Below are 20,563 nucleotides of genomic sequence, written 5' to 3'. Positions count from 1 at the left end.
GTCAAGGTCCCGCGGCGTGCGCTACGCCGCCCGCTACGCCGCCTCAGGCGAGGATCGCGTCGACGAACGCCTCGGGGTCGAAGGGCGCGAGGTCGTCGGGGCCCTCGCCAAGACCCACGAGCTTGACGGGGACACCGAGCTGCTTCTGGATGGCGACGACGATGCCGCCCTTCGCGGTGCCGTCGAGCTTGGTCAGGACGATGCCCGTGATGTCAACGACTTCACCGAAGACCTTGGCCTGCGTGAGGCCGTTCTGGCCGGTGGTCGCGTCGAGGACGAGGAGGACCTCGTCGACCTCGGCCTGCTTCTCGATGACGCGCTTGACTTTGCCGAGCTCGTCCATGAGCCCGACCTTGTTCTGCAGCCGCCCAGCGGTGTCGATCATGACCACGTCGACCTCCTGCTCGATGCCCGCCTTGACCGCCTCGAAGGCCACCGAGGCCGGATCGGCGCCGTCGACGTCGGACTTCACGGTCGGCACGCCGACGCGCGCGCCCCACGTGGCGAGCTGCTGCGCTGCGGCGGCGCGGAACGTGTCGGCCGCGCCGAGGAGCACATCCTTGTCCTCCGCGACGAGGACGCGGGCCAGCTTGCCCACCGTCGTCGTCTTGCCGACGCCGTTCACACCGACCACGAGGACCACGGCGGGCTTGCCGTCCACGCGCGAGATCCTGAGCTCGCGGTCCATGCCCGGATCGACCAGCTTGACGAGCTCCTCGCGAAGCATCGTCTTGACGTCCTCAGGGCTGCGGGTACCCATGACCTTCACGCGGTCGCGCAGCGTGCCGACGAGCTCGAGGCTCGGCTCGGTGCCGATGTCTGCGAGCAGGAGGGTCTCCTCGACCTCGTCCCACACGTTCTCGTCGATGGTGTCGCTCGAAAGGAGGGCGAGCAGCCCCTTGCCGAACAGGCTGTTGCTCTTGACGAGCCGTTCGCGCAGGCGCTGGAGCCGACCCGCGACAGGCGCGGGGGTCTCGGTCGGAACGCGCTCGGCGACCGCCTCGTCAAGGACGTCCTCCTCGGGCGCGCCAGCCTCCGGCTCCGCCGGGGCCGGGAGCGTTCCGACGCCGGCTCCCGGCGCGGGTTCGCCGTCGACGGCGCCGCGCGGGGGCGCCGGGGCGACGGTCTGGTCGTTCGCGTCGCGCGGGCCGGTGTAGGTGATCTTCTTCCGGCGTCCGCTCACGAGGCCGATGACGATCCCGGCAACGATCAGGACCACGATCCCGACGATGATGATGATGGGCAGCAGGGCGGAGAGGTCTGTCACGCCCCCTAGCTTCTCACAGGGCGGCGATGTGCATGAGCGTTCATCAGGTCTGCGATAACCATCATTGTTCTGCACATTTGCCGTTGACATACTCGGGACGTCTGGCGTGGCGGAGATCACATCAGGGAATCGGCAGTCAAAGGGAGACATCCATGAGCGTGCAGCACGGCACCGGTGAATCAGTGGCGAAAGGGCTGAGGAGCGTCGTCGGCGCATCCATGGCCGGGACCGTCGTGGAGTGGTACGAGTTCTTCCTCTATGCGACGGCGGCCAACCTCGTCTTCGGGAAGCTCTTCTTCCCCAACGCCCACTCCGAACTCGACGGGATCATGGACGCGTTCCTGACCTATGCGGTCGGTTTCGTGGCCAGGCCCGTCGGGGGCCTTGTGTTCGGGCACTTCGGTGACAGGTTCGGCCGGAAGAAGCTCCTCCAGCTCAGCATCGTGCTCGTCGGCACCGCCACCTTCCTCATGGGCTGCCTTCCCGGATTTGCACTGTGGGGCTATGGGGCGCCGATCACCCTCGTGGCCCTGCGGTTCCTGCAGGGGTTCGCGGTGGGAGGCGAGTGGGGCGGAGCGGCCCTCCTCGTCGCCGAGCACAGTCCCAACCGCTCACGCGGCTTCTGGGCTTCCTGGCCGCAGGCGGGGGTGCCGCTGGGCAACCTGCTTGCGACCGCGGTTCTCCTCGTCCTCTCGGCGACCCTCAGCCCGGAGTCCTTCCTGGGCTGGGGATGGCGCATCGGCTTCTGGCTCTCCGCGGTCATCGTGGTGATCGGCTACTACATCCGGACCAAGGTGAGCGACGCACCGATCTTCCTCGAGTCGGCGCACGACGACGAGTCGGCCGAACGCTCGGGCGTGCTCGAGGTCGTGCGGCGCTATCCCCGACGGATCCTCACCGCGATGGGCATCCGCTTCGCAGAGAACGTCATCTACTACCTCGTCGTGACCTTCTCCATCACATACCTGAAGATCATCGTCCACGTCGATACCTCGCGCATCCTCCTCCTGCTCCTCGTAGCGCACGCGATCCACTTCTTCATGGTCCCGGCCGCGGGGCGGCTCTTGGACACGTGGGGGCGCAAGCCAACGTACTTCCTCGGTGCGGTCGCCGGCGCAACGTGGGGATTCCTCGCCTTCCCGATGATGGACAGCGGTAACGACGTGCTCATCCTGTGCGCGATCCTGTTCGGACTCGCGTGCCACGCGCTCATGTACTCCGGGCAGCCATCGATCATGGCCGAGATGTTCCCCACGAGGATGCGCTACTCCGGGCTGTCGATCGGGTCACAGGTGACCTCCATCGCCTCGGGATCGGTGGCCCCGATCATCGCTACGGCCCTGCTGGGCACCTACCAGTCATCGACACCGATTGCCCTGTATCTCCTCGGCTCGTGCGCTGTCACGGCGGTCGCGGTGCTGGCACTCAAGGAGACACGCGGCATCGACCTCCGCGAGCTCGATGTGCAGGACGCCGCGCTGCATGGTGCATCCCCCGCTGCGGAGGCGCAGGCGGCCCCTCTGGACGGGGCACAGGCCCGCTGAGCCCACGCAGCTGCGCGGCCGGGACCACTCCCGGCCGCGCAGCTGCGTGCCGACGCGGTTATGCCTCCTCCTCGTCCCAGATCCTCGGAGGAGGAAGAAGCTGGTGCCGGCGGCGCTGGGCCTCCTCAAGGAGGTACGAGACCACCGCACGGACGGCGGGCGAGCGCATCGACTCCGATCGTGCAGCCGCCCAGAAGCGGACGTGGCGCTCGAACTCATGGTGGAGCACGGGCACGAAGTCGCTGTGGCCCCGGACCACGTACTCGGGGAGAAGCCCGATTCCGGCGTTCGCACGGACGGCCTCGGCCTGGGGGAAGATGCTCGTCGCCTGGAAGGCAGCCGGCTCATCGGTGATGCTCTGCCGGCCGTAGGCGAGTTCAGCGACTTGGAGCGCCGATTCGGCGTACCCCACGAACGCGTGGCCGGTGAGCTCCTCAAGGGAGTGCGGCATGCCGCGCCTGCGCACGTATCCCCTGCCTGCGTACAGCCGACGTACGTGGTCTGTCACGACGACGGCCTGGACGCGGGGCGCCTCCGCCGTGCCCGGGACGATCTCGAGATCGAAGCCCGAGCGGTTCCGGCTCAGACGCCTGGTCGCCGTCACGAGCTCCACGCGCAGGAGCCGATGCTCCTCCTGCAACCGCGCGAGGGCTGGGGCCACGATCAGCGCACCGAACGCATCCGACGCGCCGACCCTCACGTGGCCGGTGAGGGACTCGTCCTTATTCGCCATGCTCGCGGAGAGGTCGCCGAGGCTCGATTCGATGCCCTCAGCGGCTGCAACCGCACGCCGTCCTAGTTCGGTCAGCTCCCACCCATGGGGTGTCCGGGCGAGCGTCCGCCCGCCGAGCCTCCTGTCGAGCGCGGCGACCCGCCGAGAAACCGTCGTGTGCGTGGTTTCGAGCGCCTCTGCGACAGCCGTGAAGCGCCCGAGCCGCGCCACCGTGAGGAGGATGAGCAGATCATCCGGACTCGGCAGCCCCTTGAAATCGACCATCGGCCCTCCCTGCCCATTGATGTGCACTCATGCACATGCATTCTGCCCTATCTGTTCTTGCCTGCACTGTATCAAGGCTGTGATCGTGGAAGGGCCCGGGGCTGGACGCCCTGGGATCCCAGCGCCAGATGCACGCAGCACCGCATCCCAAGGAGTCCTCACGATGAACCACACACCACGGCCAGACTCGGTCCACGCCGGGAAGGCACTGCCTCTGGACGGCATTCGGATCCTCGACCTCAGCCGCGCCCTTGCTGGTCCTTGGGCGACTGCGCTGCTCGGGGATCTCGGCGCCGAGATCATCAAGGTCGAGAGCTCCCGAGGGGGCGACTCAAGCCGTTCGTGGCCGCCCTTCGAAGGCGAGCACAGCCTCTACTTCGATTCTGCAAACCGGAGCAAGCAGTCGGTCGCCGTCGACCTCTACACCGACGAAGGCCGAACGATCCTCTGGGACCTTGCGATGAGCTCCGACGTGGTCGTCGAGAACTTCCGGCCGGGCGTCCTGAGCAGCATGGGACTCGACCCGGACGCGCTCCGCCAGGCCAAGCCGGTGATCATCATCGCGTCGGTGAGCGGATTCGGCGCGACGGGTCCGCTCAGCCAGTCGGCAGGCCTCGACCAGGTGGCCCAGGGAATGTCGGGGCTCATGTCTGTCACGGGCGAGGACGCTGAGCATCCCCTGCGCGTGGGCGTTCCCATCATCGACATGGTCTCCGGGATCTATCTCGCCCTCGGCGTCGCTGCCGCGCTCTGCGGGCGTGAACGCTCGTGCGGCGGGCGCGAGGTCTCCACGTCCCTCCTGGAATCCGCCCTGTCCCTCTCGGCCTTCCAAGGCCAGGCCTACCTCAGCGCCGGCACCGTGCCCGAGCCCCAGGGCAACAGTCACCCCGTTCTCGCGCCTTATGGCGTCTTCCAGACGGCAGACCTGCCGATCATCGTGGCGGTGGGGACCGAACGCCAGTGGGAGCAGCTGTGCTCCCTGGTCGGGGCACCCGAGCTCGCCTCCGATCCCGCCTATTGCACCGGGGCGCTGCGGAGCCAGAACAGGTCAAGTCTCTCAGCCGCCCTCGAAGAGAAGCTCCGCGCACAGCCTGGGAACCATTGGCTCGCCGTCCTGCGAGAAGCCTCGATCCCCACCGGCCCCATCTACACCTACGCCCAGGCCTTCGCCGACGAGCAGGTCAAGCACCTCGCAATGGTCACGTCGGTCCGTCGCGCGGACGGCTCGCATCTTCCGCTCCTGCGCGGGCCGCTCTCGCTCGACCGCTCGCCGCTCGCGGTGCGGAAGGCTCCCCCGGCCCTCGGCGAACATACGAGGGATGTCCTCGAGGAGCTCGGGCTCCCCCCGCGACGCGTGACAGCGCTGATCGACGCCGGCGTCATCCTCACAGCCGACGGGCGAGAGCAGGCAGTCGCATGAAGGCCGAAGTCCTGAGGCACATCGACGCCGTCAACACGCCTTCGGCCCGCGAGCAGGGCCAAGGCCCGGGGCGGCTCAGGATCGAGCGGGAGGGACCGATCGCCCGGCTCGTGATCGACAATCCGGGGCGCCGCAACGCTCTCTCGCGCCACATGTGGCAAAGCTTCGCGCCAGCCCTGGCAGGGCTTGAGCGCGATCCAGACATCAAGGTCCTCATCGTTCAGGGGGCCGGCGGGACGTTCTCGGCAGGTGCCGACATCCGCGAGGTCGAGGCCATCCTCCGCGGGGACTCGGAGACCAGCGAGGGCGGCGACCTCACTGTCGCCGAAGAGGCCCTCGCAGGCTTCAGGAAGCCGACCATCGCCGCGATTGACGGCCACTGCGTCGGCGGCGGGTGGGAACTCGCGGGTGCGTGCGACCTCCGCGTCGCCACTGAGGACGCCATGATCGGCATTACCCCCGCACGACTGGGCATCGTCTACCCGTTCTCGGGAATCGCGCGCCTCGTGCGGCTCGTGGGTCCGGCGACTGCGAAGCGCCTTCTCCTCACGGGCGACCTCATCACTGCGCCCGAAGCACAGCGTGCCGGTCTCCTGAGCGCCACCGTGCCACGGGCGACACTCCGACACGAGGTCGACGGACTCGCACACCGGCTCGCGGATGGCTCGCAGTTCTCAGCCTGGGCGCATAAGTCGCTCATCGACGAGATCGCGGCAGGCTCCCACGGCCTCGCGGAGCTCAGCTCCTACTGGCAGCGCGAGATGGCACACAGCCCCGACGCGGCCATCGGCGTCAGCGCCTTCCTGGCCAAGGAACGGCCGGCGTTCGCGTGGCGAGGGCCATGGAGCAGCGCGGCCCAGATCTAGCCTGACCCGACTCGCTCACGCCTCGACGCGCTCGAGCTTCTGGCTGATCACCGTCGAGACTCCGTCGCCGCGCATAGAGACGCCGTAGAGCGCGTCCGCGACCTCCATGGTGCGCTTCTGGTGAGTGACGACGATGAGCTGGCTCGATTCGCGCAGCTCCTCGAAGATCGTGATGAGGCGTCCCAGGTTCGTGTCGTCGAGGGCCGCCTCGACCTCGTCCATGACGTAGAACGGCGAAGGTCGGGCCTTGAAGATCGCCACCAGCAACGCGACGGCCGTGAGCGATCGCTCGCCGCCGGAGAGGAGGGAGAGTCGTTTGATCTTCTTTCCGGCCGGGCGTGCCTCTACCTCGAGGCCAGTGGTGAGGAGGTCGTCGGGATCTGTCAGCACCAGCCGCCCCTCCCCGCCCGGGAAGAGCCGGCCGAACACACGCTCGAACTGGACGGCCGTGTCCGTGTACGCCTCGGCGAAGACCTTCTGGACCCTCTCATCGACCTCGGCGATGATCTGCAGCAGATCCTTGCGGCTCTTCTGCAGGTCCTCGAGCTGGGTAGCGAGGAAGCGATGCCGCTCCTCGAGGGCAGCGAACTCCTCGAGGGCGAGCGGGTTGACCCTGCCGAGGGCGGCCAGGTCCCGCTCCGCCTTCCGCAGCCGCTTCTCCTGCTCGGCCCGCACAAAGGTGATCCCGCCCTCGAGCGGACGGCCGTCGTCGTCGACCGCGACGCGCAGGGCGGCCCACTTGTCGTCGCCTTCCTCGGCGGGGACCGGAACGGGGCGATCGGGGCCGAACTCACGCACCAGATCGTCGGCCGAAAGGCCGAGTTCATCGACGGCCCGCTCGGCGAGGGCCTCGAGCCGGAGCCGCTGTTCGGCCCTGGCGAGATCATCCCGGTGGGCCGCGTCGTTGAGGCGGCCGAGTTCCCCGGCGAGCTCGTCGTTGCGGCGGCGCAGCACAGCGAGTCTCTCGTCGAGCTCGGACCGGCGCGCCTCGGCCTCCTCGCGCTCGGCATCGGCCGCGGCCACGGCCTCGTCCATGCGGGCCAGCCCGATCCTCGCCGCCGAGACCACCGACGCCGCCCGAGCCGCCTCGCGTGCGCGCTGCTCCGCCCGGCGGCGGGCCTCCTCAGCCGCCCGGCGCTCCGACTGGGCTGCGCGCTCGAGGGACTGCACGCGTCCCTCGAGCGAGCGGTGCTGTTCCTCCGCGGCGCGCAGGGCGAGCCGCGCCTCGAGCTCCCGCGCCCGCGCGCCGGCGGCCTGGGCCTGGAGCCGGTCGCGGTCACCCGAGTCAGGTTCCTCGGCGTCCGGGGCGTCCTCGGCGAGCTCGAGCCGCTCGGCCACGGCCTCGAGCGCCACCTGTTCGGCCTCGAGCTGCGCACACGCGGCGTCGAGGGCGGCGCGCTGGCGCTGCTCTTCGGCCGACGCGCTGCGCAGCTGCGGCCCAAGAGCCGCAAGCTTCTCGGCCACGGCCGCGAAGCGCGCGTCGGAGTCGTTGAGCGCTGCCAGCGCCGCGTCCGCACGCTCCCGGGCCTCATTCTCGCGCTCCTGCGCGCCCGCCAGAGCGAACCCGCATCGCTCGTTCTCCGCTTGGGCGGCCGCGTGCTCGGCGCGGGCCGCGTCGACGAGCCCCTGCAGCTCGATCGTCGACGGCGCCCCCGGCGATCCCCCGCGCAGGCCCGCGGCGGTGACCAGATCGCCGTCGTGCGTCGCGGCTGTGAGCTCGGGACAGGAGGACGTCAGCTCGATCGCCTCGCCGAGCGTCCGCACGACGGCGGCGCCGCGCAGCACGTGGGCAACCGCACCGGCGATGCGTGGATCGGGTTCGACGACGTCCGCGAGCCACCGTGCGCCCGCAGGCAGTTCCACCCTCACCCACTTCTCCGTCTCGGGTATGGATCTCGCGCCCGATTCGCCGTCTCCGGTATGGATCTGGCGCCTCATCTGCCCCTCCGGATACGCGGGCGCACCAGCCCCGTGTGCGCCAACGAGCAGTGCCGCCTGCCCGGCGTCGTCCGTCTTGAGGTCGGACAGTGCCTCCGCTGCGGCCTCAGCGTCAACCAAGGCGAGGCCCTCAGCAAACGGTCCGAGCACGGCGGCCGCCGCGGCCTCGAAGCCCGCAGCGACCCGCACGAGGTCTGCGACCCTCCCGAGCACACCGGAGGCCGAGCCCGCCACGGTGCCCGTGGCGTCCCGATCCTTGAACCCTGCGGTCAATGCTTCGATGCGCGCCTCGAGCGCCTGCTTCCGAGCTGAGGCCCGGCGACGGCGCTCGAGCAGGCCCTCCCGCTCGGCTTCGGCGGCCGCCAGCTCCGCCGCCGCCTGCTCGTAGGCGGTGTCGAGGTCCTCCTCCCCTGCCTCGACGCCGGCGATCTGCGACTCGAGGGCCACGTAGTCGCTCTTGGCGGCTCGCTCTCGCCCCGCCGCGCCGGCGAGGGTTTCGCGCAGTCGGCCGATCTCACCCTCGGCCGACTCCACGCGGCTCCGCGCAGCCGCAACCTGCCCTGCGAGCCGAGCGAGCCCTTCCCGATGGTCCGCCTGCGCCCGAAGCAGCGCGGTGTGCCGGCGGTCCTCGGCTGTGGCGGCCTCTTCCGCTGCGAGGCGGCTCTCCTCGGCCTCTGTCAGTGCCTCGACACGCAGCTCCACGGCATCGGAGACCGCCTCGAGTTCGAGGCGGAGGTCTCCGGCCTGCTGCTCAAGTGCCTCCGGATCGCGGCCGCGGGAGGGCGGATCCGGGGATCCGAGGAGCCTGCGCCGCTCTTCGGCGAGCGCCGCAAGCGCGCGGAGCCGTTCCCGTCCCTGCGACAGCCTGTACCAGGTCTCGCGTGCAGCATTCACGTGCGGCGTCGCTGCGGCGGCGGACCGCTCGACCTCTGCTTGGGCCCTTCGGCCAGCATCCAGCTCCCCTTGTGCGGCGGCGCGGCGGGCATCGAGGGCGCTCTGGTCCGCCTCCTCTTTCTCCATGGCTGCGCGCAGGCCCGCGATGTCGTCCGCGAGAAGCCGCGCCCGGGCGTCGCGGACGTCGGCTTGGATCGTCTGGGCCCGGCGTGCAACCTGTGCCTGCCGCCCGAGCGGTCCCAGCTGCCGGCGGAGCTCGGCCGTGAGATCGCCGAGCCGGGCAAGGTTCGCCTGCATCGCCTCGAGCTTGCGGACCGTGCGTTCCTTGCGCCGGCGGTGCTTGAGGATTCCGGCGGCCTCCTCGATGAACCCGCGCCGGTCCTCGGGAGTCGCGTGGAGGACGCGGTCAAGCTGCCCCTGGCCGACGATCACGTGCATCTCGCGGCCCAGGCCCGAATCGGACAGGAGCTCCTGGATGTCCAGGAGACGGCACGAGCTGCCGTTGATCGCGTACTCGGAGCCGCCCGAGCGGAAGAGCGTGCGCGAGATCGTGACCTCGGCGTATTCAATGGGCAGCGCGCCGTCGGCATTGTCGATGGTGAGCGAGACGTGCGCACGGCCGAGGGGCGGGCGGCCCGCGGTCCCGGCGAAGATGACGTCCTCCATCTTGCCGCCGCGCAGCGTCTTGGCGCCCTGCTCCCCCATGACCCACGCGAGCGCATCCACGACGTTCGACTTCCCGGAACCGTTGGGGCCGACAACGGCCGTCACGCCAGGTTCGAATTCGAAGGTCGTGGCAGAGGCGAAGGACTTGAAGCCTCGGATCGTCAGGGTCTTGAGGTGCAAAGGTCTGTTGGCCTCCTGATTTCTGTGGGTAGCCCGTCGTGTGGCCTCATTGTGCCATTGAGGGCCGACAGAACTGGTGCTACCAGCGAGCGTTGCGCGGAACCGGCTGGCACACGGTGCACCGATAGGAGGATCGGTTCATGAACGGTTCCCGCACAATGACGCCTGGCCGCCCCTCCTGCGAGCACCGTCGGCATGGGAGCCCGACACGGCCGTAGGCGTCGAGCGAGCGCGAGAAGTACCCCGAGGCGCCGTTGACGTTGACGTACAGGGAGTCGAAACTCGTGCCGCCGGCCGCCAGCGCGCGGTCCATGACATCACGGACGGCGTACACGAGCCGCGCGGTCTCCGGACGGCGCAGCGTCTCGGTCGGCCGGGCGTAATGGAGTCGGGCGCCCCACAGGGCTTCGTCAGCATAGATGTTGCCGATCCCGGACACGAGCGTCTGGTCCAGGAGCGCGCGCTTGATCCCGGTGCGCCTGGCCCGCAGGCTCGTGTGGAAGGCATCCGGATTGAAGAGGGGGTCCAGGGGATCACGGCCGATGTGCGCGACCTCTGCCGGGACGAGCGCGAAGGGAATCTCCGCGCGGCCCCCCGCGCCGCCGTCGTGCGTCGGGGCGAGCGGCACGACCGCGAGCCCGCCGAAGATCCGCTGGTCCACGAAGCGCAGTTCCGCCGGCAGGTCCGGGGAATCGCTGAGCCGCAGCCGCACCTTGAGGTGCTTCTCGTCCGGCTGGGAGGAGTCTTCGACCAAGAGCTGGCCGCTCATTCCGAGGTGCGCGAGGAGTGCCGTGTGCGGGGCGTAGCCGGGGTCGGCGCGGTCGTCGTCCGGGTCCGCGAGCGGCATCCACAGGTACTTTCCGCGGCGAACGGCATCCAGGACGAGGGCGCCCTCGAGCTGCCCGGAGAAGTCCTCGGGTCCGAGCAGGTGCCGCCGTACCGAGCGGGGATCCACGACGTCGGCACGCTCAATGCGCCGGCCGGCGACCCACGATGCGAGGCCTCGGCGGACGACCTCGACTTCGGGCAGCTCGGGCATCTCTACTCAGTGGCTGCGAGCGTCGCGTCAGGCCCGAGGACCTTCCACGCGTTCGCCGCGGACTGCTGCTCGGCTTCCTTCTTGGAGTTGCCGGTCCCGGTGCCGTACGCCGTTCCGCCGATGAGCAGCGTGGCCGTATAGGTGCGGGCATGGTCGGGGCCTTCGCCTACCACGGCATAGTGGATGGTGCCGAGCTGTCGGTTCGCGGCCAGCTCCTGGATGTGGGTCTTCCAGTCGGTGCCCGCGCCGAGCACGGCTGCATCGGCGAGGAGAGGCTTGACCAGGCCGACGACGAACTGCCGGGCGGCTTCGAGCCCGCTGGAGATGTAGGTGGCGCCGATGAGCGCCTCCATCGTGTCCGCGAGGATGGACGACTTGTTCTTGCCGCCCGTCACCTTCTCGCCCTGGCCGAGGAAGATGAAGTCGCCCACGCCGAGGCGGCGGGCAATCCCGGCGAGGGCACGGGTGCTCACGACGGCGGCGCGCCGCTTCGCGAGATCGCCTTCGGCGAGGCCGGGGTACTCCCGGTACAGCAGTTCTGTCACCGAGAAGCCGAGGACCGAGTCACCTAGGAACTCGAGCCGCTCGTTGGTCGGTATGCCGCCGTTCTCGTAGGCGTAGGAACGATGGGTCAGGGCAAGCCGGCGCGTCGCGGCGTCGAGGTCGCCGCCGCGACGCTCCAGAAGCTCGTCCTGAGGGACCATTCGAGAATCGACCGACTCAGACGTCGGCGACCTTGCGGCCCTTGTACTCGAGGAACAGCTCGGTACCGGCGGAGTCGGTGACGACCTTCGCCTGGTGCGGGAGGCTGTACGTCACGCGGCCGTTCTCGACGGTCTTGACCAGGGTCGGAACCGAGGCCTTCCACTGGGAGCGACGGGCGCGGGTATTCGAGCGAGACATCTTCCGCTTGGGAACAGCCACGGCTAACTCATTTCTCTAAAGTGCCAACACTTACTCATCGTCGTGCCGGTCTGGCTTCGCCAGATCCGCCAAGGCGGCCCACCGGGGGTCGACGACCTCATGGTGGTGCCCCGGCTCGTCCGCGAGGCGAACTCCGCATTCGGAGCACAGGCCTTCGCAGTCTTCCCGGCACACCGGCTGGAACGGCAGCAGCGGTACCACTGCGTCCCGCAACACCGGCTCAAGATCGATGGAATCGTGCTCGACTCGACGTTGCTCTTCATCATCTTCTCCATTCGGGGACCCGAGGCCCTCGAAGAAGAAAAGCTCTTGCACCTCGGCATCGAGTCCGTACTCGATGGGATCCAGGCAGCGGCCGCATTCGCCCGTCACAGTGACGTGCGCCGTTCCCGAGACCAGGATCCCCTCGTGCACCGACTCGAACCTCAGGTCCAGATCCACAGGGGACCCTTCGCTGACGCCGATGAGTGCTACACCGAGGCCACCCGGTGCGGGTACATGCTCCGTCAGGGTCCGCATTGTCCCCGGGCTGCGCCCGAGGTCCTTGACATCGAACGCCAGAGGCGAACGTGCTTCGCGCTTAATGAGAACTCCTGTAGAACATAGACCGACACACTATCCTAGCCTCTGCGGCGGCAGGCCCCAAACCGGGCACACAGCCACGGCGGACAGCGTTCACCCGACAGCGGCCTGCTGGCGGCGCCCGGCCATTCTACCCGTTCGCGGTGCCCAACGCTCCGAGGTCAGCGTTCGGGGCGTGTCTCGGCTAGCCGGACGAAGACCGAGCGCGGGACGTACTCCGAGACGTCGCCTCCGAGGTCGTGGACCTCTTTGACAAGCGTCGAGGACAGGTGGACGTAGTGCGACTCGGCGGCGAGGAACACCGTCTCGACGCCCGTGAGCTGACGGTTCATGATCGCCATCGGCAGCTCGTAGTCGAAGTCCGACGACGACCGGAGCCCCTTGACGATCGCGCTGGCCCCGCGCTCCCGGCAGTACTCCGCGAGCAGCCCGTCCCCCATCGGCTCGACGAGGATCCCGCTGATGGCTCCTAGCGTGCGCCGGGCCATGGTGAGCCGCTCCTCGAGGTCGAACCGGTACTTCTTGGCATAGTTCGTCGACACGGCCACGATGACCTCGTCGAAGAGGTTCGCGGCCCGCGCGATCACCTCGAGATGCCCATTGTGGATGGGATCGAAGGAGCCGGGGCATACCGCGCGTCGCATACGGCCAAGATACTGCATGGCGCATGTCACGATGCGGCGCTGCTGTGCCGCGCCGCTGCGCCGTGCCGCGGGGCGCCGATAGCATGGCGGGATGACACCTGATGCACAGCGGCGCGGGCCGCGGGGATCCGCGTGGCAGCGCACGGCAGCCGGGGCGAACCTCCTCGGCGCGGACGGCAAGCTGGGCCTGACGATCTTCGAGGAGATGACCTCGCTCGCCGTCAAGCATGGGGCGATCAACCTCGGCCAGGGGTTCCCCGACGAGGACGGCCCCGCCGAGATGGCGGAGGCCGCGCGCGCCGCGATCCTGGCCGGCGCGAACCAGTACGCCCCGGGTCAGGGCATCCCGCGCCTGAGGGAGGCCATCGCCGCCCACCAGAAGCGCTTCTACGGCCTCGAAGTCGACCCGTGGCGCGAGGTCATCGTGACCACCGGTGCCACGGAGGGGATCGCCGCGGCCGTCCTCGCGCTCGCGGGACCCGGCGACGAGGTCATCTCGTTCGAGCCGTTCTACGACTCCTACGGCGCCATGATCGGGCTAGCGGGAGCGGAGCACGTCACGGTGCCCCTGCATGCACCGACGTTCCAGCCCGATCTCGTCGAACTCGAGGCGGCGTTCAGCGCGAAGACGCGCCTCGTCGTCGTCAACAACCCGCACAACCCCACGGGCGCGGTGTTCGGCCGGGAGGTGCTGTCCCGGATCGTCGAGCTCGCCGCGGCGCACGACGCGGTCGTCGTCACCGACGAAGTCTACGAGCACCTCGTGTTCGGCGAACCGCATCTTCCCGTCGCCTCGTTGCCGGGTGCGGCCGCGCGCACGCTGACGATCTCCTCAGCGGGGAAGACGTTCTCCTTCACGGGCTGGAAGATCGGGTGGGTCACCGGCCCCGAGGAGCTCGTGGGCCGCGTCCGCACCATCAAGCAGTTCCTCACCTACAGCTCGGGCACGCCCTTCCAGGAGGCGGTGGCGCTCGGCCTCGGCTACCCCGACGAGTTCTTCCGCGGCATTGCGAGCACCCTCAAGGCAAAGCGGGACCTCCTCTCGGACGGCCTGCGCGCTGCCGGGTTCGAGGTGTTCTCGCCCGCTGGCACCTACTTCATCACAGCGGACACCAGGGCCCTCGGGTTCGACGACGCCGCGGACCTCGCTCGGCGGCTTCCCGAGCTCGTCGGGGTCGCGGGTATCCCCGTCTCCGTCTTCTGCCATGCCGACGGCGCCCGACGGACGCGTTCGCTCCTGCGCTTCGCGTTCTGCAAGAAGGAGCCTCTTCTGGCCGAAGCCGCCAACCGGCTCGCACGTCTCGCGGACCTCGTGTGAGCGCGCACGACCGCGCGCGGACCACCCGGTACCTCCGCGGCATCGGGGCCCACGCGAGTGTCGAGCCCGATGTGCACGTTCCCGGGGCGTACGTCCTCTCGATCGCCGGCGCCGAGCAGTCCCACGTGGACCTGGCCGATCCGGCCCACGTGTTCTATGCGTACCTGCGCCGTGTCGCCAACGTCGTCGACCTCATCGCCTCTGCCGGCTCGCCCATCCGCGCGCTCCATCTCGGCGCCGGCGCGCTGACTCTCGCGCGGTACATCGCGGCGACCCGGCCCGGATCTGTCCAGGCCGCCGTCGAGCTCGAACGCGAGCTCCTCGACTTCGTGCTCGAGCAGCTGCCTCTCGCGCCCGGAACGGATCTGACGCTTCACCTCGGCGATGCCCGCTGGGAACTCCCCGCCGTCGCCGAGCAGGGGCCGTTCGAAGTGATCGTGTTGGACATCTTCTCCGGTCCGGAGGCACCGGGGCACATCGCGCACCCGGACTTCTATCGGGAAGCGGCGGGGCTCCTCTCGCCCCGCGGTGCCCTCCTCGTGAACATCGGCGACGATCCGCCGCTCACTCTGGTGCGCTCGCAGCTGCGCGCAATGCGCTCCGCCTTCGACGAGGTCGCAGTGCTGGCCGAGCCGGACATGTTCACGGCGCGGTTCCCGGGGAACATCGTGGCGATCGGGCTCCGGGCACCTTGGCCCGAGGAGTGGACGGCAGCCCTGCCCGCAGCCGGACCCCACCCGACACGGCTCGCGCGCGGCGTCGACCTCGATCCGCTCGCGGGATGACCGTCAGCTCGCGAGCTTCTGCTCCGCAAGGCGCTTGACCCATTCCGGTGTCGGCCGCTTGAGCCTCTCGTCGAGGACCACGCGCAGCTTGGCCGCGGCGATCTGGACCCTGCGGTCCGACGCCCCGGGGCGTCGCTCGAGCGTCTGCTCCGCGTCGGTCTCACCGGTGTCCTTGCCCTCGCCCTTGCCGGGGAGCGCGGCCTTGCCTTCGGCGTCCTTGCTCACAGCATCTCCTTCCCTGCCTGCAGGTACGAGCGCTGGCGGATCGTGCTGAGCCCGACGATCGCCGCGACGACAGCGGCCGCGAGCGTCCCGACCGGTGCGAGGGCCGCGACGATCTCCCACCAGAACGGCACAGACGCCGCGGCGGTGTCCGCGCTGGCAACATCCGCGCCGACCACATCCGTGCTGGCTATATCCGTGCTGGATACCTGCGTGCTGAACGCAATGGCCGAGCCCGGGAGCATCATGGAGCCAGGCTATCGGGGGAATCCGACACGTCTGCGTCCCCAGCGCGCCCCGCACCCACTTCAGTTTGAGGCGCCGGCTCCGCAAACCACAGATGCGTCTCACCGTACTTGCGGTCGGCATAGTGGGCGAGGCCCGCGGGCCACACCGGCTCGGGCGAGCGCGTGGACCGCTCGACGACGACGATCGCGTCCTCGGCGAGGTGGGGCGCCAGCAGCGTGAGCACCTGGGCCAGCTGGTCCTCTGCGAGAGGGTACGGAGGGTCCATGAAGACGAGGTCCCAGTGACGCCCTGGAAGGGTTGCCGCGAGGAAGGCACCGACCTTGCCGCGGTGCACGGTCACCGCACGCCGGCCGACGGCGTCGTTGACGGTGCGCGCGTTGCGCTGGCACACTGCCACGGCCTTCGTGTCCGATTCGACGAGCTCGGCCGTGGAGGCCCCGCGGCTCACCGCCTCGACGCCCAGTGCCCCGGAGCCTGCGTACAGGTCGAGGACGCGTGCCCGGGAGATCATCCCGAGCGCCTCGAGCCTCGAGAAGAGCGCCTCTTTGACCCGGTCCGTGGTCGGGCGGGTGCCCGAACCGGCGACGGAGGCGAGGGTGGTACCGCCGGAGATCCCAGCGATGATCCTGCTCATCGGGCGATCCGAATCATCTCGGCTATGCCGGCGGCCTGGGCCACCCTCGTTGTCTGTGCCACACGGATGGGCTCGGCCACGCCGGTTGTCGGGGGCATGCCGTTGGCCTCAGCCACGCCCGTTGTCTCAGCCACGCTCGAGGAACACCTCCTTCTCCGGTTCGAGGTACGCATCAATGGCGGCGCGCAGTGCGCCATGCCGTTCCAAGCCGGGGTCGTCGGCGACGATCTCGAGGGCATCGGCGCGGGCGCGCTCGATGACCTCGGCATCGCGGAGGACCCTCAGGAGCCGCAGGGTCGAACGGCGCCCGGACTGCGTGGCTCCGAGGATGTCGCCCTCGCGGCGCTGCTCGAGGTCCTTCTGGGCGAGGACGAATCCGTCGGTGCTCGCGGCGACCGCCTCGAGGCGCGCACGGCTCGGGTGCCCCGGTTCGAGCGAGGTCACGAGCAGGCACGTTCCCGGATACCCGCCGCGGCCCACACGCCCTCGGAGCTGGTGGAGCTGCGCGATACCGAACCTGTCGGCGTCGAGGATGACCATGAGGGTCGCATTCGGAACGTCGACGCCCACCTCGACGACCGTCGTCGCGACGAGCAGGTCCGTGGCCCCGGAGGCGAAGTCCTCCATCGCGGCGGTCTTCTCAGGGCCGGCCAGACGGCCGTGGAGCACTCCGATGCTGGACCCGGCAAGGGCCGGCTCCTCCGCAAGCTGGGCCACGGTGGCCCCGACTGAGACTGCGGGCTTCCGGGCCTCGCCCGGTCCTAGCGCGGTTCCGCCCCACGTGGCCTCGTCGAGCGACTCGAGGTCTCCCTCGTCCTCGCCGGACTCGCCGATCGCGGGGCAGACGACGTAGACCTGGCGTCCGGCGTCGACCTCCTCCCGCGCTCGGGCCCAGATGCGGCGCCCCCACGCGGGGTTCTCGAGGAGCCCGACAACGTGCGTGGCGATCGGCGAGCGGCCCGCGGGAAGCTCGCGCAGAGTCGACGTCTCGAGGTCGCCGAACACCGTCATGGCGACGGTGCGGGGAATCGGTGTCGCGGTCATGACGAGCAGGTGCGGCGTGGCGAGGCTCTTGGCCCGGAGGGCATCGCGCTGCTCGACGCCGAACCGGTGCTGCTCATCCACGACCACAAGCCCGAGATCGGCGAACTGCACATTCTCAGACAGGAGCGCATGGGTGCCGACGACGATCCCCGCGCCTCCGCTCGCGGCCGCGAGGAGCGAACGGTTCCGTTCCCCGGAGCTCTGCGAGCCAGTGAGCAGGACAACCTCGACGCCATCCGCGGCTCCGAGGATCCCCTCCCGGGCCAGCTTCCCCAACGACCGGCGGATAGATTCGTAGTGTTGGCCCGCGAGCACCTCGGTGGGCGCAAGGAGGGCTGCCTGCCCGCCGTCGTCGACCACCTGCAGCATGGCTCGGAGGGCAACCACCGTCTTGCCCGAGCCCACCTCGCCCTGCAACAGGCGGTTCATGGGATGGTTCAGCGCGAGCTCCGCGGCAAGCGTCTCCCCCACCTCACGCTGGCCCTCGGTGAGGGTGAAGGGCAGCTGGGCGTCGAAGGCATCGAGCAGTCCGCCCCGGCGGGCAGGGCTCGGGCGGGACGGCAGCTGAGCGTGCTGGGCCTTGCGCCGCGCAAGCGCGGTCTGCAGCACGAGGGCCTCCTCGTACTGGAAGCGCCGCCGCGCCACGGCCCACTCCTGCGCCGTGGCGGGGGTGTGGATCATGCGGTAGGCGTCGGAGAGGCCGGGCAGCCGGTACTTCCCACGGAGCGCCGACGGGAGCGGATCGGGGAGCGAGGCGAGGTCGAGCTGCCCGAGGAGAGTCGCGGCGGACTGGGCGACCTTCCAGCTGGGCAGCTTGGCAGTGGCCGGGTACACCGGGATGGGCTTATTGGCCAGTTCCTCGGCGCTTGCGCCGTCCGCGGCATCGTCGTCGAGCAGCACGTAGTCGGGATTGGTGAGCTGGAGCCGGCCGCGGTACGCACCGACCCGTCCGGAGAACATCGCGACAGTGCCCGGCGTGAGCTGCTTGGCCGCGGCGAACGAGTTGAAGAAGGTGAGACTCATCGTCTCGAGCGCGCCATCGATGCCGTCGCTGACCACGACCTCCGTGATGCGGCCCTTGCGAGTGGTCATCGTCCGGCTCGTGGCCTTCACCACGCGCGCGAGGAGCGTCACGTCAGTGTCAATCGGAAGCTCGGCGATGCGCGTGAGCTCGCCGCGTTCCGCATACCGGCGGGGGAAGTAGTCGAGGAGTTCGCCCGCCGTCGCCAGGCCGAGATGGTCCTTGAGCTTCTTGGCCGAGGCTCCGCCGAGGAGCCTGGACAGGTCGAGGTCACGCTGTGCGGCCACGCCCGGTGTCCTCCACGAAATGCTCCGCCGGCTGGCCGTCCGACCCCGGGGCATCGGACCGCAGCTCGGTGAGGGCCAGACGTTCCGGCTCGCCCACCGTGCGGATCAGCTCCAGGGTGCTGTCCGGGTCCGTGACGTGGACGTGCACACGCCACCGGCACGCACCGGCGACGTCGTCGAAGGCACCCACCGGGCTCATGATCACGGAATCCCCCACCTCATCGAGGCGCCGTCTGAGGTCGGCGGCATCGAGGGGGCTGAGGGTGATCGTGCACATGATCTCGACCCCCTGGGTCTCGGGCTGGTCGCCGTGGATGTGCGGGTCCTGTACGCGGAATCCATGGAGTGTCTCGAGGGTGTCCTCCGGGATGCCTTCCCCGAGGACTGCGGTGCGCAGCGCGGCGAGGACGAGGAGCAGGCCGACCCCGCCGGCGTCGACCACACGCGCCTTGGTGAGGACGCCGAGCTGGGTCTCGGTTGCCACGACCGCACCCAGTGCGGCCTCGACGACGGCGTCGAGCGCCGCGGCCAGGGCAACGTTGCTGTCCTCATGGGCCGCCCTCCCGGAAACCGAGGCCGCGCCGTCGGCCGCAGCCTCGAGGACCGAGAGCATCGTCCCGCCGACAGGCTCGCTGAGGGCGGACCATGCGCGGATCTGGGCACGGTGAAGAGCCCTCGCAAGCAGGGGCGCGCTGAGCCTCTGGTGTCCGGCGAGCGATGCGGCAAAGGCGTCGAGGAACACGGCGAAGAGAGTCCCGGAGTTGCCCCAGGCGTCCTCCATCGCGGCCTGGCCCGCAGCGGCGAGCAGGGTTCCGACGTCGTTTCCGGGCGCCTCTGCCGCGGCAGCGGAGGCGGCGCAGACCGTGTGGTACAGATTGGTGCCGGTATCGCCGTCGGCCACCGGGAAGATGTTGATCGCGTTGAGGCGGTCGCTGTGGTTGGCCAGCACGGTCTCGGCATCCGCGAGCCACCGGCGCATGGCGGCGGCGTTCGAGGCGATCTTAGCGTGCAAAGTGATCCCATCCGCTCGGTTGCGCGGGACGCCCAGCGACGGCGACTCCGCCCGGCCCACCGGCCGGAGGCACCACCGAGCCTATCGCAGTGAAGCCATGAGGCAGCTGTGATGTTGCGGGAAATGCCGCGAGGAGTCCGTGGTCCTCTCCGCCGCCCAGGACCCAAGGGAGCGGGTCCGCCCCCAGGACCTCTGCCGGCCCGCTGAGGAGCGCCGCGTGATCCCTGATCGCCGCCTCATCGAGGTCGAGCACGACGCCGCTCGCCCGGCCCATGCGGTCGCCGTCTTTGAGGAGCCCGTCCGAGAGGTCCATGAGCGCCGTCGCGCCGGCACGAGCGGCGGCGGGGCCGGCCGCGAGCGGTGGAATGGGACGGCACTGGCTCTGGACCACGTCGCGGAGATCCGCGTCCAGTACGCCGTACGCTGGCCCGTGCTCGAGGAGCGCGAGGCCCGCGGCCGCCGAACCGAGCCGCCCGGCCACGGCGAGCACGTCACCGGATCGGGCGCCTGAGCGGAGCACTGGAGCCCGGCCCTCAAGGCTCCCAAGGACCGTGACCGTCACCGAAAGCTCACCGCCTCTCCCGAGGTCACCTCCGGCCACCGTGCAGCCCTTGGCTCCGAGGGCTCGGATGGCCTCGACGAGCCCGTCGGCGAGGCCTTCGACCCATCCAGCCTCTGTCTCGGCGGGGAGGGTGAGGCTCACGACCATGCTCGTCGCGACGGCGCCCATCGCATTGATGTCGCTCAGGTTCTGGGCGGCCGCCTTCCACCCCACGTCAGCGCCGGTCGTGCGGTATCCGTTCGGCCACTCGAACCGGAAGTCCTGTCCCTCGGTCTGGGTGTCGGTGCTGATGACGACGCGGCCGTCTGGGACTGCGACCACCGCGGCGTCGTCCCCGGGGCCGAGGATCGGCGAGCCCAGGACAGCCAAGCGGGGAAAGATCCGCTCAAGGAGCTCTCGCTCGCTCAGGTCGCATACGCGGGCCCTGCGCCGCTGGGAATCCGTCACCTCCTTAGCGTATCGGCAGCT

20 protein-coding genes are annotated in these 20,563 nt (G+C 69.8%); 5 read left to right on the top strand and 15 right to left on the bottom strand.

The genetic code is table 11. The annotated features are described in order from the left end of the window. Window positions 1–43: 43 nt before the first annotated feature. Complete coding sequence (gene ftsY, locus RBS60_RS10755; RefSeq protein ID WP_307957543.1) at window positions 44–1,267, bottom strand: signal recognition particle-docking protein FtsY; 1,224 nt, start codon at window positions 1,265–1,267, stop codon at window positions 44–46. Between the two features lie 152 nt (window positions 1,268–1,419). Here ftsY and RBS60_RS10750 point away from each other — a divergent pair, with 152 nt between their 5' ends. Next, window positions 1,420–2,811 carry an MFS transporter gene (locus tag RBS60_RS10750; protein WP_307957542.1) on the top strand — a complete coding sequence of 464 codons (1,392 nt, stop codon included), beginning with the start codon at window positions 1,420–1,422 and terminating at the stop codon, window positions 2,809–2,811. Window positions 2,812–2,869: 58 nt separating this feature from the next. Here RBS60_RS10750 and RBS60_RS10745 read toward each other — a convergent pair whose 3' ends face one another. Next, window positions 2,870–3,808, bottom strand: coding sequence for a LysR family transcriptional regulator (locus RBS60_RS10745; RefSeq protein WP_307957541.1), 939 nt, complete (start codon window positions 3,806–3,808; stop codon window positions 2,870–2,872). Window positions 3,809–3,971: 163 nt separating this feature from the next. Between RBS60_RS10745 and RBS60_RS10740 the strand changes: the two genes are divergently transcribed. Beyond that, window positions 3,972–5,228 carry a CoA transferase gene (locus RBS60_RS10740; RefSeq protein ID WP_307957540.1) on the top strand — a complete coding sequence of 419 codons (1,257 nt, stop codon included), beginning with the start codon at window positions 3,972–3,974 and terminating at the stop codon, window positions 5,226–5,228. Continuing rightward, window positions 5,225–6,094: an enoyl-CoA hydratase/isomerase family protein gene (locus RBS60_RS10735; RefSeq protein ID WP_307957539.1), complete on the top strand. Its 870-nt coding sequence runs from the start codon at window positions 5,225–5,227 to the stop codon at window positions 6,092–6,094. The genes RBS60_RS10740 and RBS60_RS10735 overlap by 4 nt, the downstream gene beginning before the upstream one ends. Before the next feature lie 15 nt (window positions 6,095–6,109). Here RBS60_RS10735 and smc read toward each other — a convergent pair whose 3' ends face one another. From smc to coaD, 6 genes are all read right to left on the bottom strand, one after another. Continuing rightward, complete coding sequence (gene smc / locus RBS60_RS10730) at window positions 6,110–9,772, bottom strand: chromosome segregation protein SMC (protein WP_307957538.1); 3,663 nt, start codon at window positions 9,770–9,772, stop codon at window positions 6,110–6,112. 79 nt (window positions 9,773–9,851) lie between these two features. After that, the gene (gene mutM, locus RBS60_RS10725) at window positions 9,852–10,811 is read right to left on the bottom strand and encodes a bifunctional DNA-formamidopyrimidine glycosylase/DNA-(apurinic or apyrimidinic site) lyase (protein WP_307957537.1); all 960 of its coding nucleotides are present in this window, start codon (window positions 10,809–10,811) and stop codon (window positions 9,852–9,854) included. Between the two features lie 2 nt (window positions 10,812–10,813). Next, complete coding sequence (gene rnc / locus RBS60_RS10720) at window positions 10,814–11,515, bottom strand: ribonuclease III (RefSeq protein ID WP_307957536.1); 702 nt, start codon at window positions 11,513–11,515, stop codon at window positions 10,814–10,816. A 16-nt stretch (window positions 11,516–11,531) separates the two neighbouring features. Beyond that, a complete protein-coding gene (gene rpmF / locus RBS60_RS10715) occupies window positions 11,532–11,735 on the bottom strand; it encodes a 50S ribosomal protein L32 (RefSeq protein ID WP_066498296.1) in 204 nt (67 codons plus the stop codon). Window positions 11,736–11,765: 30 nt separating this feature from the next. Next, a complete protein-coding gene (locus tag RBS60_RS10710) occupies window positions 11,766–12,296 on the bottom strand; it encodes a YceD family protein (protein ID WP_307957642.1) in 531 nt (176 codons plus the stop codon). A gap of 182 nt (window positions 12,297–12,478) precedes the next feature. Beyond that, on the bottom strand, window positions 12,479–12,961 hold the full coding sequence (gene coaD / locus RBS60_RS10705; RefSeq protein WP_307957535.1) for a pantetheine-phosphate adenylyltransferase: 483 nt from the start codon (window positions 12,959–12,961) through the stop codon (window positions 12,479–12,481). 91 nt (window positions 12,962–13,052) lie between these two features. Here coaD and RBS60_RS10700 point away from each other — a divergent pair, with 91 nt between their 5' ends. Both RBS60_RS10700 and RBS60_RS10695 read left to right on the top strand, forming a co-directional pair. Then, window positions 13,053–14,279: an aminotransferase class I/II-fold pyridoxal phosphate-dependent enzyme gene (locus tag RBS60_RS10700; protein ID WP_307957534.1), complete on the top strand. Its 1,227-nt coding sequence runs from the start codon at window positions 13,053–13,055 to the stop codon at window positions 14,277–14,279. Then, window positions 14,276–15,064, top strand: coding sequence for a fused MFS/spermidine synthase (locus RBS60_RS10695; RefSeq protein ID WP_307957533.1), 789 nt, complete (start codon window positions 14,276–14,278; stop codon window positions 15,062–15,064). The genes RBS60_RS10700 and RBS60_RS10695 overlap by 4 nt, the downstream gene beginning before the upstream one ends. A 3-nt stretch (window positions 15,065–15,067) precedes the next feature. Here RBS60_RS10695 and RBS60_RS10690 read toward each other — a convergent pair whose 3' ends face one another. Genes RBS60_RS10690 through RBS60_RS10660 form a run of 7 tightly spaced genes read right to left on the bottom strand, consistent with a single transcriptional unit; the run spans window position 15,068 to window position 20,542 of the window. Beyond that, a complete protein-coding gene (locus tag RBS60_RS10690; RefSeq protein ID WP_307957532.1) occupies window positions 15,068–15,289 on the bottom strand; it encodes a hypothetical protein in 222 nt (73 codons plus the stop codon). After that, the gene (locus RBS60_RS10685) at window positions 15,286–15,534 is read right to left on the bottom strand and encodes a hypothetical protein (protein WP_307957531.1); all 249 of its coding nucleotides are present in this window, start codon (window positions 15,532–15,534) and stop codon (window positions 15,286–15,288) included. The genes RBS60_RS10690 and RBS60_RS10685 overlap by 4 nt, the downstream gene beginning before the upstream one ends. Continuing rightward, on the bottom strand, window positions 15,531–16,169 hold the full coding sequence (rsmD, locus tag RBS60_RS10680; RefSeq protein ID WP_307957530.1) for a 16S rRNA (guanine(966)-N(2))-methyltransferase RsmD: 639 nt from the start codon (window positions 16,167–16,169) through the stop codon (window positions 15,531–15,533). Before rsmD ends, RBS60_RS10685 begins: the two co-directional genes overlap by 4 nt. Then, window positions 16,166–16,303, bottom strand: a complete 138-nt coding sequence (locus tag RBS60_RS10675; protein ID WP_307957529.1) for a hypothetical protein — start codon at window positions 16,301–16,303, stop codon at window positions 16,166–16,168. The genes rsmD and RBS60_RS10675 overlap by 4 nt, the downstream gene beginning before the upstream one ends. After that, entirely contained in the window at window positions 16,296–18,521 is a 2,226-nt protein-coding gene (locus RBS60_RS10670; protein ID WP_307957528.1) for an ATP-dependent DNA helicase RecG, read from the bottom strand. The genes RBS60_RS10675 and RBS60_RS10670 overlap by 8 nt, the downstream gene beginning before the upstream one ends. Beyond that, window positions 18,505–19,500, bottom strand: a complete 996-nt coding sequence (locus RBS60_RS10665; protein ID WP_307957641.1) for a DAK2 domain-containing protein — start codon at window positions 19,498–19,500, stop codon at window positions 18,505–18,507. Before RBS60_RS10665 ends, RBS60_RS10670 begins: the two co-directional genes overlap by 17 nt. Window positions 19,501–19,522: 22 nt before the next feature. Then, window positions 19,523–20,542, bottom strand: coding sequence for a thiamine-phosphate kinase (locus RBS60_RS10660; RefSeq protein WP_307957527.1), 1,020 nt, complete (start codon window positions 20,540–20,542; stop codon window positions 19,523–19,525). Window positions 20,543–20,563 lie beyond the last annotated feature (21 nt).

The organism is Sinomonas sp. ASV486 (genome assembly GCF_030908215.1).
GTDB classification, from domain to species: domain Bacteria; phylum Actinomycetota; class Actinomycetes; order Actinomycetales; family Micrococcaceae; genus Sinomonas; species Sinomonas puerhi.
This window is presented reverse-complemented; position numbering and strand designations above follow the sequence as displayed.